General features: G+C 48.2%; 12 protein-coding genes. 3 read left to right on the top strand and 9 right to left on the bottom strand.

The annotated features are described in order from the left end of the window. Nucleotides 1-204: 204 nt before the first annotated feature. Nucleotides 205-1,065 (top strand): winged helix-turn-helix domain-containing protein, encoded by an 861-nt coding sequence (locus tag ACXAGQ_RS02615; RefSeq protein ID WP_475251577.1) that lies wholly within the window; start codon nt 205-207, stop codon nt 1,063-1,065. Beyond that, nucleotides 1,056-1,604 carry a regulatory protein ToxS gene (locus ACXAGQ_RS02620; RefSeq protein WP_475251579.1) on the top strand — a complete coding sequence of 183 codons (549 nt, stop codon included), beginning with the start codon at nt 1,056-1,058 and terminating at the stop codon, nt 1,602-1,604. Before ACXAGQ_RS02615 ends, ACXAGQ_RS02620 begins: the two co-directional genes overlap by 10 nt. 305 nt (nt 1,605-1,909) lie before the next feature. On the opposite strand, the gene ACXAGQ_RS02625 is transcribed toward ACXAGQ_RS02620, so the two are convergent. From ACXAGQ_RS02625 to ACXAGQ_RS02655, 7 genes are all read right to left on the bottom strand, one after another. Further along, nucleotides 1,910-2,944, bottom strand: coding sequence for an IS110 family RNA-guided transposase (locus ACXAGQ_RS02625; RefSeq protein ID WP_475251581.1), 1,035 nt, complete (start codon nt 2,942-2,944; stop codon nt 1,910-1,912). A gap of 1,753 nt (nt 2,945-4,697) precedes the next feature. After that, entirely contained in the window at nt 4,698-5,693 is a 996-nt protein-coding gene (locus ACXAGQ_RS02630) for a porin (protein ID WP_475251583.1), read from the bottom strand. Nucleotides 5,694-6,059: 366 nt separating this feature from the next. Then, on the bottom strand, nt 6,060-6,662 hold the full coding sequence (gene recR, locus ACXAGQ_RS02635; protein ID WP_475251584.1) for a recombination mediator RecR: 603 nt from the start codon (nt 6,660-6,662) through the stop codon (nt 6,060-6,062). A gap of 3 nt (nt 6,663-6,665) precedes the next feature. Continuing rightward, on the bottom strand, nt 6,666-6,995 hold the full coding sequence (locus tag ACXAGQ_RS02640) for a YbaB/EbfC family nucleoid-associated protein (RefSeq protein ID WP_107300773.1): 330 nt from the start codon (nt 6,993-6,995) through the stop codon (nt 6,666-6,668). A 27-nt stretch (nt 6,996-7,022) separates the two neighbouring features. After that, nucleotides 7,023-9,278, bottom strand: a complete 2,256-nt coding sequence (gene dnaX / locus ACXAGQ_RS02645) for a DNA polymerase III subunit gamma/tau (RefSeq protein WP_475251586.1) — start codon at nt 9,276-9,278, stop codon at nt 7,023-7,025. A 153-nt stretch (nt 9,279-9,431) separates the two neighbouring features. Beyond that, nucleotides 9,432-9,977, bottom strand: coding sequence for an adenine phosphoribosyltransferase (apt, locus tag ACXAGQ_RS02650; RefSeq protein ID WP_107300771.1), 546 nt, complete (start codon nt 9,975-9,977; stop codon nt 9,432-9,434). 169 nt (nt 9,978-10,146) lie between these two features. Next, entirely contained in the window at nt 10,147-10,527 is a 381-nt protein-coding gene (locus tag ACXAGQ_RS02655) for a YbaN family protein (protein WP_475251588.1), read from the bottom strand. A gap of 555 nt (nt 10,528-11,082) precedes the next feature. Between ACXAGQ_RS02655 and ACXAGQ_RS02660 the strand changes: the two genes are divergently transcribed. After that, nucleotides 11,083-11,448, top strand: coding sequence for a conjugal transfer protein TraR (locus ACXAGQ_RS02660; RefSeq protein WP_475251590.1), 366 nt, complete (start codon nt 11,083-11,085; stop codon nt 11,446-11,448). 86 nt (nt 11,449-11,534) lie between these two features. On the opposite strand, the gene ACXAGQ_RS02665 is transcribed toward ACXAGQ_RS02660, so the two are convergent. Next, a complete protein-coding gene (locus ACXAGQ_RS02665; protein WP_475251592.1) occupies nt 11,535-12,176 on the bottom strand; it encodes a YccT family protein in 642 nt (213 codons plus the stop codon). Between the two features lie 109 nt (nt 12,177-12,285). Beyond that, nucleotides 12,286-13,263 (bottom strand): porin, encoded by a 978-nt coding sequence (locus tag ACXAGQ_RS02670; RefSeq protein ID WP_475251594.1) that lies wholly within the window; start codon nt 13,261-13,263, stop codon nt 12,286-12,288. Nucleotides 13,264-13,677 lie beyond the last annotated feature (414 nt).

The raw sequence follows: 13,677 nt of genomic DNA on the forward strand, positions 1-13,677 counted from the left end.
CGGGGATCTAAAAACAGCCGCACCATGCAGCCACTCCCTACATTTCCTTTTATACATGTGGTCAAACGCAGCGATTTCAACCTAAAATACACGTTTTATGTTTTTGATATTTTTTCAGAACCAATTTTTATACTTTTTATATTCAGAAGAGATTCAGGGTAAATGCGTATGATATGCGCAGATAGTGTACCCTTGGTGCTAAAAATGAATAAATTAGAAAATAAATTCCTTATTGGTCAACGATTTTTGTTTGACCCCTATGACAACAGCTTAATTGACCAAAATGAAAATGATGAGCTTACCCGCCTAGGTAGCAATGAAAGCCGGGCACTCAGCTTGTTGATCGAGGATCCGGGCGCCATCATTACCCGCAACCGCCTTCATGACTTCGTTTGGCGGGAGCAAGGCTTTGAGGTCGATGACTCAAGCCTGACCCAAGCTATTTCTACTTTGCGAAAAGCGCTTAAAGACTCGACGAAATCACCAGAGTTCATCAAAACGGTGCCTAAACGCGGCTACCAGATGATTGCCGTGGTTGAGCCTTTGTCGGAGTCGGTCCCAAGCCCAAGTACCGAAGAAGACGATATCCTTGCGCAACAATTCGAAGAGCCTTCCAAGCTAGAGCGCGAATTGTTCGAGCACAGCCAGCAGTCGACGCCTCATAAGCCGGCGGCCACACACCGCCAAAGCAAGCAGCCAATCCTGCCAATGCCGATCATTTCAGGTATGCTGGTCGTTATTGCACTGCTGCTTCCAGTAGTCGTCAATCTCATCATGCCGCCAAAGTCAGCCGCTTTCGATCAATTCACCGTTGTCAATGATGTACCGGTATTAACCCCTACCAATCATCCATCCCTCATCCAATGGAAGAGCATGATCACCCAGTGCGTTGAAAGTTATCTGAATTATCACTCAGATCTGAAGCGGCCAATGGAAATTATCGTATCCGGTGGTCAAAACTCCCAGCTTTGGGTTAATTACGTTCACTCGTACGAGAACCCAGCAGAGAATGTCACCCTTCGTTTGTTGACTAGCCACAAGGACAATACCGCGATATGTCAGTAAATACCCACAAGCAGTCAATCAAGCACCTCATCTACAAATACTGGGCATTTATCCTGCTAGGCCTGTCTGTTGCCTTCAGCGCTTGGCTCTATTTTTCCAGCGACTACAAGCAAGAACAGCTGCTGATCTCCCGAGAATGGCAATCGAGAACGGTTAGCCGTATTGAGGAAACGGAACTGGAGCAGCTGGGTATGCTGCGCCGTGTTGAACAGACCAGTCATGTCGTTTACCTGCCGAACATGACGTATTCACGAATCACTTTGATGAGATTGTTCAGTGACCATGAGCAGCCGTTAACCATTCATATTTCTGAATCTGGCAACTGGGATGTCAGCGGTAAGTACCTGCTAACCGAACCGAAAGAATTCAAAGATATCACCTCTGGTACTAACGAAGACTTCAAGCCGGAACACCTGAAGATCATCAACCAAATCTACCGGATGGATGCCCAGCAGAGCCGCCGGATGGATATCATCGACGAGAAGACGATACTGCTCACCAGCTTGTCTTACGGCTCGCATATCCTCTACTCGCTGTAAGCTAAGTATTCGCAGCTAGATAAATTCCAAACCGCTCAGCAATGGGCGGTTTTGGTTTTTCTAGGGGCCTGGATCCTGGGTTCTTATATGGACTCCCTTGGGAAATCAACAAAGAAAAAAACCAAAACAAGGTATAGATGCGCACTTATATACGGGCTTCTTTGGGGAGCTACCCCGCCCTAAAATGTAGTCGCACCAGTAAGCTAACTCTAGGAAGCGGTATTTAGGTACCTCAGAACCCATCTAGCTTTTACTGGTCGGTCTTACCTGTTTTACATCGCTCTTTGCAGATTATGAGCAGTGTACTAAGTCAACTCAACTGGCTGGTACACTGAGTCATTCTTTAATATCGCATACGCTGTACGCACTGTCTTATTGGCAAGGGCTACCGCGGCTATCTTCTGTCCCCTTCTCATGACTAATGCTTGGAGCCATTGTTCTTTATGCGTTCTCGCTGGACGTTTCATTACCTGAGTAATGACTGAAAGCGCTCCTTGAAAAAGTGTTGAACGAAGTCGCTTGTCTGCACTGTACTTTGAGATATTGATTATCCGTTCTTGGCCACCAGAACTATGCTGCCTTGGGGTGAGACCTATATTGGCTGAAGCCTGCCTGCCATTGGCAAAGCTCTCTCCTCGTCCTAGTTTGACGGCTAAACCTATTGCACATATCGGCCCAACGCCTTCAAGCTTCATCAACTTTTGGCAAACATTGTTCGACTTTACCGTGGCTTCAAGCTGCTTTTCTAAGGCTTCGGTATGTTCAATCTGGGCAAGGAGGTGTTCCCATAATCGGTGTAACATTTCCCTAAAACTACCAGGTAACCGGTTATCCCCATCTTCGAGAATATAGGGTATTTTCTCTCTCAAGCTTTTGAGGCCTTTTGGAGCGACGATACCAAACTCGGCTAATAGCCCTCTAATTTGATTACTTTGTGCAATTTGATGGGACGTTGCTAATTGGCGGGCTCGCTCTAAGGATTGCAGTGCCTGTTCATCGGCCGATTGGACACGGACACTAGGGATATGGGCTTGAGCAGCAGCAACAGCTATTGCCAATGCATCATTCCTATCCGTTTTCTGCTTGATTTGGAAAGCCTTAACAGCTCGGGCATTGATGACTTTTACTTCATGCCCGAGCTCAGCAGCATACCTTGCCCAATAATGGGAACTACTGCAGGCTTCCATTGCGACTAAAGCCACTTTCTCGTTAGCAAGCAGCTCCTTGAGCTTTGCCCGGGTCATTTCCCGATTGAAGAATACTTTGCCTTGCGGGCTTCGCTTGCAAACTTGGAAAACATTCTTTGCTAAGTCGATGGCCAATGTATTAAGGTCGTTCATGTATGGACTCCTTTTGGCTAATCTTTCGTCGGATTAAGACCGTAACTCCTCAGGGAGAGGGAGTCCATACATCTGGGTTATGCAGTCGCATTTGCAATAAAGTCAATCACTTCAAGCTTTTGACTTTGCTTTTCCTAGGTCCGAGGGCCAGCTCTTCCTAGGGCCAGTGCGATATTCAATAAGATAAGTGATAAAGCTAAAGCGCTTAAATGGGGAGATAGAAAGTGTTTTGCTTGACGCAAAAAGAACGGGCGCAACTTTCGTTGCGCCCTTAGGTCTTACTTGCAGCAGTCCCGCTACTATGGTGCTCCCTGCATCATTCCATTGAATTGCTGTAATCCGTCAGCAGATTCCTTTTATTCTTCGTCCTGAAGTTGTCCCTTGGCCATCCTGACCCGTCAGCATATCCCGTACTGACTCTCAACATCCTTCCTGGAGGGGTCCTTGACTTCGTCCTGAAGTGATCCTTTGTCATCCTGACTAGCAAACGTCCTGCTTGCCTTGCCGTTCCTCGGCTATCCCTTCACAGTCCTTGTTCGATATACCGTCCTAGTACACCGGCCTCATCCTGAGACTCCCCGAATCCTTGGGTATTTCCTGTTCCGTTCCGTCAGCTCCTTCCGACACTTATAAATATACGCCGATCAGCCGGTTTAAGTAGCCGCTCCTGGCAAATATCTTATCCGCCATAATATTGCAAAGATAACCAAAACAATAAAATAACCATAAATACAGTAACTTAAGATCAACAAGAGCGACTTAAGCCTACCTCAATAACCTTAATTTCCCACGCGCTTGTAAGAGATCTCTCACAAGCTAGATAGAATATTAGCACTGAGACGCAATGGGGCTCTAGATCCTAGATCCTGCAGCATTGAAAAGGATGGCAGCACAGATTCAAATCCTGCTCTTGTTAGGAACTAGGATCTGCTTTTCCTAGGGTCTATGTGAAGCATTGGAAGACAAGTGAGCTTAGTGAAGCGTATCTTGAGGGTAATCGGAGTGGTTGGCTGGAAACCAATAAAAGAACGGGCGCAACTTTCGTTGCGCCCTTAGGTCTTACATGCAGCATTCCCGCTACTATGGTGCTCCCTGCATCATTCCGTTGAATTGCTGTAATCCGTCAGCAGATTCCTTTTATTCTTCGTCCTGAAGTTGTCCCTTGGCCATCCTGACCCGTCAGCATATCCTGTACTGACTCTCAACATCCTTCCTGGAGGTGTCCCTGACTTCGTCCTGAAGTGGTCCTTGTGTCATCCTGACTGGTAAACGTCCAGGTTACCGTTTTGCCGTTCCTCGGCTATCCCTTCACAGTCCTTGTTCGATATACCGTCCTAGTACACCGTCCTCATCCTGAGACTCCCCGAATCCTTGGGTGGTTCCTGTTCCGTTCCGTCAGTTCCTTCCGACACTTATAAATATACGCTGATGAACCGATTTAAGTAGCAACTCCTAACGGATCTCTCACCTGCAAAACTATTGAAATATGACAATTACAATTTAAAAATCAATAAATACAGTAATTTAAACAACAACAAGGTGATTTCAGCCTATGTTTATAACCTTAATATCCCACGTGCTTGTAAGAGATCTCTCACAAGGTAGACAGCGTTTTGATGATGAGACGTTGAAGAGTGGTTCTGTGTTCTTATATGGATCATTGCACCGCTCTATCCATAGAACCACTTTAACAAAAAAGGGGGGAAGCCAAGCTTCCCCCAAACACAATGAACAGTCTAGCAATTATCTAAAATTAGAAGTACAGACGCATACCAATGGTGAATGCGTTGTCATCCTGACCGGCGTTAGCCTTATCGAAGTCTTGGTCAGCGTATTCCATGTAAGAAACCACTTGGCTAGTTAGCCAGTAGTCAGCACCAATAGTGTACTGATTCAGCTTGTCGTTCTGAGTGTCGTAATCTACGTAGTCATACACACCGTACACACCGAAGCCCATTGGGAAGTCGTATCGTGCCATCGCACCAACACCTGTCCGCTCATCACCTGATAGGTCGTAATCAGAGTACATTGCTGCCAGAGATAGCGCCTGCCACTCGTAGGTGGCGTTCAGAGTCCAAGACTTGTCCTTGTCACCACCAAACTCAGCATCTCGTTCCGTACGCTCTGACTGGGTGTAAGTACCCGATAGGCCTAGGCCAAAGTCAGAAGTCCACGCACCACCCAATGCAAATGCTTGGTCAATATCGACACCGCTGCTTTCCGTTCCAGTGTGGTACTGCGCCATTACCGTAAAGTTGTTTACATCAATCTTGTACTGGATACCGTTGGTTAAGCGGTCAGTGGCAAAAGCATCATCTTTGATGTTGGCCGTACCACCGTACTCCCAAGAGATATCGTACTGGCCAGCCAATGTATCTTGAACCGCTGACATACGACCCATACGGAATTCACCGAAGTCGCCACCGATAGCTACCGAGCCAAACTTCAAGAAGTCGTCATCGTCAGAACCATCGCCATCTTCAGGGATGATGTTGAATTCTTTCAGTACATCACCGTTGATGTACATGTTGTTGTCCATGAAGTAATTAATGCTCAGGCCAAGTTCAGTACCTTCACCAGTGAAAGTGCTGTCTGCGCCCATATGACCGTTATCTGTCGTCTCGTAACGGGCACGCAGGTTACCGTACACGTTTACAGATAGATCATCTGATTGATAAACCTCTGCCGCCATTGCTGACGCACTAGCCACTACCGAGCCAATTACGGCTGCAACTACTGTCTTTTTCATGTTCACTCCTAATCGTTCCCTGACCTTTAAACAGTCGAAAACTTGGTATTAATTTTTTATGTGATACGCCGGTGACGACCGTTCATTAACAACTATCAACAACCGCCACCGAGCAAGTAACGCTAATATTTAATACATGAAAACAATCAGTTAGGAACAAAAATTCTATTAAAGAATATTTTGATAGAAATTATTAGAAAACAACTTTGGCTAAAAACTAAATTAATCTTTAACACTCTAAAGTGGCTAAATTTGGCTTTTTAAGTGATTGATAAGACAGGAAAGTGATAAAAAGGCAAAAAAATACCAACGCTAGGCGTTGGTATTTTTATGAAATAACTTTATATAAAGCGAGTTTTATATCTATCAGTAAAGCTTTTGCCTTCCTGCGAGGGAGTGGGACAAGGTCGTTCCATCTACCAGCTCCAATTCGCCGCCGACAGGAACGCCGTGGGCGATGCGCGAGGCCGGTATCGAATACTCACTACACAGCTCGGCGATGTAGTGGGCGGTCGCCTCTCCTTCCACTGTCGGATTGGTAGCCAGGATCAGCTCGCTGATCTGCTCATTCTGCAAGCGGAATTCCAAGGTATCCAAGCCAATATCGGAAGGACCAATGCCATCAAGTGGCGATAGATGCCCCATCAGTACGAAATAACGGCCTGAGAACTGGCCTGTCGCTTCTACCGCAACAATATCTGCCGGGGTTTCCACCACGCAAATCTCACCGCTTTCCTGACGGCGTGGGTTAGAGCAGATTGCGCACACTTCTTCCTCGGTAAAAGTACGGCAATCACGGCAATGTCCGATCTCGGTCATTGCCTTGCTCAGGGCGTCGGCCAGCAGCAGGCCACCCTGCCGGTTTCTCTGTAACAAACTGAAGGCCATACGCTGCGCTGACTTGGGGCCAACCCCAGGCAGGCACCGTAAGGCCTCCATCAGTTGTTCCAGTAAATGACTGGTACGCATTAATTAGAATGGCATCTTGAAGCCGGCAGGTAGGTTCATACCGCCAGTTACGCCTGCCATTTTTTCCTTCTGCGCTTCTTCGATACGACGAGCTGCGTCGTTGAACGCCGCCGCAATCAAATCTTCCAGCATGTCTTTGTCGTCTTCCATCAAGCTTTCATCAAGCTCAACACGACGTACACTGTGGCTGCCAGTTAGAGTCACTTTTACCAGGCCAGCACCAGACTCGCCGGTCACTTCCATATTCGCGATCTCTTCCTGCATTTGCTGCATGCGCTCTTGCATCTGCTGCGCCTGCTTCATCATGTTAGCCATACCGCCTTTACCAAACATATCTTCTCTCTCTGTGGTCTGGTTAATCTATAAGGGTCTTACGCTATCTTCATCAAGTACAGCAGAAAACCGCTGACAAATGAAATTCACGTGCGGATCAGACAGCAAGCTCTGCTTGGCCTGTTCCAGTTTCTGCTGATAAATCGCCTCTCGCCATTCGAGCGGTGAGCGGCCTTTATCACTCAATTCAATTTCCAACGACACCGACTCGGCGAATAGCTCGCTGATTGCGACCGCCAATTGTTCCTGTGCCTTGGGTGTGTTCAGGTGCTGCTGAGAAGGGCGAAGACATAATTTTACCTGATTACCTTCTCTTTCAAACGCCGAATTAAGTGCCAACTGCTGAACCATACGTCCAACATTGAGCTTAGTCACCCAATCCGACCAACTATCCTGATTTGCTGCTTCCTTGACAAGCAATTTCACCATTTCCGGTGTTTTTTCATGCTCCAAAGCTTGTTTCAAAAGCTTCGGTGCAACAACTTGCGGCGTCTCCTCTGCCTGCTCTGGCTGCATTGTCGGGCGCCATTGGTACTCGGCAGTTTTATCGCTAGCTTGGCCTGCGTTATCAGCCTGCGCCGCAGCTGTCGGAATACCCGGTACCGGCATTGCATTTCCAGTCGTCTTGACCAGGCCGTTTTGCTTGTTGGCAATACGGTCTAGTACGCTGGTGGTTGCAACCTTTTTAGCCCGTACCGGCTCAACCTTTTTTCCGCTATCCGACGCACTGCCGTCGCGCTTGGCTTTGCTGCGAAGCTGGTTTCTTGCTGCCAGCAAACCCGATGCCGCCGAACCAGAAGCCGGCTGGGCCTGAGTCTGGCCAGGTACCTGCTGTTGACCTGGCGCCGAACCCTGCGGTGCATGATGTACCGGGGCCTGGCTTGCAGCCTGATTTGCACCATAGCCTGAATGCTCTGGCATTGACGGTTCATAACCTACCGGGGGCTGGCCTTGGTAAGGCTGCCCCTGGGGTGGCATAGATGAAGGCGGCATCGCTGGCCCATTGGCAGGCTGTTGCGGTGCCTGATTTGGCTGTGGCGCTCGTTGCGGCTGCATATTGGCAGCCTGGCCACCATTCATCTGCGCCTTAAGAGCCTGTACCCGCTGGATACCCTGCCCCTGGCTTGGCGTCGGCTGGGACGGTGCGGCCGGCTGTGCCGCTGGCACAGATACCGGCTGCGGCGTAACAGCATTGACCGACACAGGCCTAAACACCAGCATGCGAAGCAAGACCATTTCCAGCCCGGTTCGACCATCTGGTGCGAAGGCCAAATCCTGCCGTCCTTGCAGCGCAATCTGGTAACACAGTTGCACTTCCTGCGGCGAGACCGACTGGCTCAGCTGGGTGATGCGTTCGGCGTCCGGTGCGCTGTCATCCAAAGAGGCAGGCAGTGCCTGGTGCATGGCAACTCGGTGCAATTGGGTGGCCATTTCACGGAGCAGGCTATCCCACTCGACACCAACAGAGGCTAACTCTTCAAGGCAAGCCATCGCAGGCTGGGCTTCGCCCCCCGCCACGGCTTCGAGTAAATAAAGGGCCTGCTCGGTATTCAGTGTACCCAGCATTTCAGATACCGGGTCGGCCTGCACCTGACCATTACCCAAGGCAATGGCCTGATCGGTCAGGCTCAGCGCATCACGCATACTGCCTTCAGCTGCTCGGGACAACAGCCCCAGAGCACGGGATTCGAACGCGATGTCCTCTTCACCCAATACCTTTTCCAGCTGAGCCTGGATCTGGCTGTTATCCAAATGCTTAAGGTGGAACTGAAGACAACGGGAAAGTATCGTCACCGGCAGTTTCTGCGGATCGGTGGTCGCCAGAATAAATTTCACATACTCTGGCGGCTCTTCAAGGGTTTTCAATAAGGCGTTAAAACTATGACGCGAGAGCATGTGCACTTCGTCAATCAGGTAAACCTTGTAGCGTCCACGCGCAGGCTTGTACTGGACATTATCCAGTAGCTCTCGGGTATCTTCGACCTTGGTACGCGATGCCGCATCGATCTCAAGCAGGTCGACAAAGCGACCTTCATCGATTTCACGGCAGGTTTCACACTGGCCACACGGCGATGCCGTTACGCCCTGCTCACAGTTCAAACCTTTGGCGAAAATACGGGCGATCGTGGTTTTACCTACCCCACGTGTTCCACTGAACAAATAAGCATGGTGGAGACGGTTATGGGAAAGCGCATTTGCCAGTGCCGTCAAGACATGGGACTGACCGACCACATCATCAAACTGGTGCGGGCGCCATTTACGTGCCAGAACCTGATAACTCATGTTAACTAACCTTACAGAATCAAGAACTCAATGCTAGCACAGGGAGGATTTTTGGGCGAGAGGACGCTCCAACGAGCGCCCAATGATTAGCCAGGTTCCCCTAAGAAAGTATGACCCAGAGGAACAGGGTATGGCTAAATCAGCGACAGAAAATTAGTGGCCGTCAAAGTCGCAGATGCTGAATACATTCAGGTCAATGCCTTTCAGGCGCTCTTCACCACCGATATCCGGCAGGTTGATCACGAAAGCTGCATCTTCAACGATACCGCCCAAACGACGTACCAGCTTCGTTGTCGCCTCAATGGTGCCACCAGTTGCCAGCAGATCATCAACCAGCAATACCTTGTCACCCTCTTTGATCGCATCAACGTGAATTTCCAGGGTGTCTTGACCGTATTCAAGCTCATAGCTCTCGCCAATCACTTCACGCGGCAGCTTGCCGGGCTTACGAACCGGAACAAAACCCACACCCAACTCAAGCGCAAGTGGTGCGCCGAACAAAAAGCCGCGAGCTTCAGTGCCGATCACTTTGGTGATCCCTTTATCCTTGTAGCGATCGATCAGGATCTGCATGGTCGCGCGGTAGGCCTCTGGATCTTCCATCAGGCTGGTCACATCGCGGAACAAGATCCCCGGCTTTGGATAATCAGGAATGGACTTGATGCTATTTTTGATCAACGCGAGCTTTTCTTGAGTCATAATATTTTTCCAATAAACAATACAGCAGCGTGATAACAGGCTGCCGAAAAACTGGTTCAAATAGTAGTTTTTTTCCCCTAGCGGGGCAAGGATTGAGGCACACTCACTGCAAATAGGATGATCCAGTTGGCATCAATAGAACGACTCTGCACAAGAGCCACCCTGCCAGCTAACCTTGAGGCGTGGGGTTATCTCTTTCAGGCAGGCGGTTGAACCACACCAGCAATACCACCAGCATGGTGGCCAGCATCACTTTGTGCCACAGGAGGGGAACAAGGTAAATCGACAGGGCAAAGCTCGCCACAATCATTATATTGGCCCGCCGCTTAACATGCTTGGACACGGCACGGTGTTGATGCCAGTTGCGCAGAGTAGGCCCGAACTGCGGATGGTTGAGCAACCAGTGGTTCAGTTTAGGCGAGCCTCGCATAAAGCAAGCACTGGCGAGCAGCAAAAAGGGCGTGGTCGGCAGCAGCGGCAAAAAGGCACCCAGCAAGCCTAGGGCGACACACATCCAGCCGCATAACAACAACAGTGTCTTTCTAACCATGCATCCTAACCATTCAACCCAAAGCACTCAACCCAGAGCACTCAATACCAAAACATTCAACATAAGCATGATTGCTTACTAAGGCAAAACCGCTTTCTACCTTTATTACGAGTTTATATCTATGTAGGTGCAAAGAAAAATACCAACATCGATATAGATTGTTGGTATTTGTGTCATGCTAGGGGGAACTCGTCAAGCTTATGACCAAAGGCTTATGACCAAAGGCTTATGACGAAAGCATGCCAATCCAAGTCAGTATAGCGGGTAGTGTCGGCAGCGCCAGCACAGCGATAAACCCGAAGAAATATTTAACGTTGTATGGATCTTGGAATCCCTGCTCCATGGTAGACTTCCTTTTATTGACTGATTTGAAATTAGCGGCTCTTAGGCCTGCATTTATTGGTGCAGCCAATATAGCGGAATCATGCAGTGACAAAAACCGAGAGAATTTAAGGTTATTGTCATACAACCCCATAATTGTTTGATTCAAATCACAATCGTTATCAAGAATCGTCTTAGACTGAAATAATCACTAATAACAACAATGAAAGGCTTATGACAACGTCAGATAAAGTTTACGAGCAGCTGCAACAGCGCCTGGAGCAAGAGCACGGGATGTTGTCACGCGAGCTCAAGCACGAGATGCTGCTCAACACCTTGGTGCCATCGGCAACAGCAATTGAGAATGCAGAGCTCAGTGAGTTAATTGTGATGGCCAAATCATCCTTTATTCCCAACCTGTTCGATTTGGCAACACGGATGGAGCGGGTAGATGCCGCTGTATGCTCGGTAAAACTCGGTATGTATGGGCTTTGCGTTGATTGCGAAGAAGAAATTGCGATTGATGATCTCGAGCAAGACCCAGCCCAGCCGCGCTGCAGCAGTTGTTGCGAGCACAGCCGCTACCACCACGACAGCTAATCCAACAATAAGCGGGACTTCCCGCCTATTGTTTTACTCGAACAGCTTTATTGAGTATCAATCTTTGTCTTGATACCAAAGGGCTTTTAAGGCGCAGACTGCTGCTTAACCCACTGCTCAAACGCCGCTCTTTCTTCCGCATTGGCCTTGCTGTACCAAAGTTTAAGCTGGACAAACGCATCGCCAGTAATGCTGACTTCCCCTTTGTCACTCACTTCAACTGCTGCCTGCTCTAAATCAACCGCATACCCCTCTTCAAAGGTAATGCCGTGCTCACGGTTGTAATCGGCAACCAAGCCTTCCATATCACTAAATGCGGCAACGCCCTTGCCTTGCAGTTCAACATATTCAAGCGTTCGGGTCGTACCATCAGCCAGTTCAAGCTGCCATTCTGGGCCGCGTTTGAAATAAGATTGGGCCTGGCTCAGGTTCGATAATCGCGGCAAGACAATTGTGGCATCTTGCTTTGGCACATCCATCTCAAACAGGTATGGACGCGTGGTGTACATTTTGCTTTTCGAGCCGTCCTTCAATTCACCGTCAAAACGCACCACCACTTGGTGGCGGCCTTCGCTCAGCTCGATGCTGTCAGTTTCAGACCAAAACGACGATTCGACTTTTTTTCCATCCACCACCAGCAGTTTGATATTCTGGCCGGTACTCAATGTGGCCGCCTGCAGACCCATCGGCAATGCCAATAGCCCGAGGGTCACTAACCATTGTTTCATCGTTAATCCCTTAGTTGTCTCATAACACAATTTTGTCATCACTAAGATAACAAAAAGCCGCCCTGGGAAGGCGGCTTTTTTTGGAGAGTTTCTTAACCGAATAAGTCGATTAGAAGATTACTTCCATACCTACTACGTAACCGAACTCTGCGTCATCAGCATCAGTGTAGCCGATTTCACCGTAAGCTTTAACATTGCTGTGTAGCTGCTGAGTAACGTTACCGTAGAAAGTGTTGATATCATCAGACTCTTTTGCACCCGCTGTAGGCTTCTTGTCAAAACCTAGGTAAGTATAACCAAGAGCAAAAGTAGTTTGGTTCATAGTGTAAGAACCAGCGATAGCACCTGTATCAGCTTCTACTTTACCTGCGTTCAGGTTAGAAGCATCTTCATATTCAACCTGACCAAATGAACCAGCAAAAGCAAACTGTCCCATGTAGTACTCAAGTTCAAGGTTGTAACCATCGATGTCCATTACGCCGCCATCGAAGAAGCTAACAAAGTTGCCGCTTACATCATCGCCAGAGTATAGGTAGACACGAGCGTCGAAGTCACCGAAACGAGCACCTAGACGGCCATCGATGATGCTTGTGTCATTAGTCGCATCGTTGTTGTCTTCAGCGATAACGCCAGAAAGACCTGCGTAGAACTGACCGTTGTCGTAAACATATTTGAAAGTTTGATCGCCTTCAGCCTGAACGAAATCTAGACCGTCACCACCAAGCTCGTAGTCTTTACCAATACCTGAATCATCGGCGATTAGTAGCTGGCGACCGAAAGTTAGCGTACCGAAGTCACCACCAAGACCAACCCATAGCTCATCATTCTGAACGTCACTGTCTTCGAATTTGAAAGCGATACCAGCAACAGCGTTAAGCTGGCTAGATACGGCGATTGTTGTGTTTAGCGCTAGATCACCGTCATCCAAACGTAGGAACGGGTCGCTGTTTGGTGCGTACTCCTGGATGTACTGAACTTCAGCTGCACCGTTAAGGTCAACGATTACGCCATTACCGTCGTATAGGTTAACACCAGCTTGTGCTGAACCTGCTGCTAGTACTGATAGTGCTAGAAGAGTCTTTTTCATGATATCCACTGCCTTTTCTTATATTAGACTGGAATTCCTGTTTCCAGAATTCCTTTTCTTTTTTTATCCCAAATTTTCCATGCCTTATAAACATATAACGCAACAAGAAAACTAAAGAGTCGAAATTTATGGAACTCATCCTGACAGAAGATTCCTCTTCGTGTCAAATCTTCTAAAGCCAAACTAAAAAAACATCAACACCCATTAAATTCAATAACTTGCACAGCACATGGATGCTAATTGAGCATTGTTTTTATATAAAAAATGTCTATTCATAAAAAAGTAACCCGCAAATTATCAACACAAAAAACTACAAATTTAGCAAAATTGCGCATATAGCAGCACAAATAACCATGCCTAGCAGTTATTTGTGGTGAAAACCCATTGAAAACAGGTTGCACAGATCCGCTTCTA

This window comes from Photobacterium sp. ABD4_091, from assembly GCF_056160145.1.

Coding starts and splice junctions, on each gene's coding strand:
- ACXAGQ_RS02615 (WP_475251577.1), top strand. CDS start 205: ATGAATAAATTAGAAAATAAATTCCTTATTGGTCAACGATTTTTGTTT.
- ACXAGQ_RS02620 (WP_475251579.1), top strand. CDS start 1,056: ATGTCAGTAAATACCCACAAGCAGTCAATCAAGCACCTCATCTACAAA.
- ACXAGQ_RS02625 (WP_475251581.1), bottom strand. CDS start 2,944: ATGAACGACCTTAATACATTGGCCATCGACTTAGCAAAGAATGTTTTC.
- ACXAGQ_RS02630 (WP_475251583.1), bottom strand. CDS start 5,693: ATGAAAAAGACAGTAGTTGCAGCCGTAATTGGCTCGGTAGTGGCTAGT.
- recR (WP_475251584.1), bottom strand. CDS start 6,662: ATGCGTACCAGTCATTTACTGGAACAACTGATGGAGGCCTTACGGTGC.
- ACXAGQ_RS02640 (WP_107300773.1), bottom strand. CDS start 6,995: ATGTTTGGTAAAGGCGGTATGGCTAACATGATGAAGCAGGCGCAGCAG.
- dnaX (WP_475251586.1), bottom strand. CDS start 9,278: ATGAGTTATCAGGTTCTGGCACGTAAATGGCGCCCGCACCAGTTTGAT.
- apt (WP_107300771.1), bottom strand. CDS start 9,977: ATGACTCAAGAAAAGCTCGCGTTGATCAAAAATAGCATCAAGTCCATT.
- ACXAGQ_RS02655 (WP_475251588.1), bottom strand. CDS start 10,527: ATGGTTAGAAAGACACTGTTGTTGTTATGCGGCTGGATGTGTGTCGCC.
- ACXAGQ_RS02660 (WP_475251590.1), top strand. CDS start 11,083: ATGACAACGTCAGATAAAGTTTACGAGCAGCTGCAACAGCGCCTGGAG.
- ACXAGQ_RS02665 (WP_475251592.1), bottom strand. CDS start 12,176: ATGAAACAATGGTTAGTGACCCTCGGGCTATTGGCATTGCCGATGGGT.
- ACXAGQ_RS02670 (WP_475251594.1), bottom strand. CDS start 13,263: ATGAAAAAGACTCTTCTAGCACTATCAGTACTAGCAGCAGGTTCAGCA.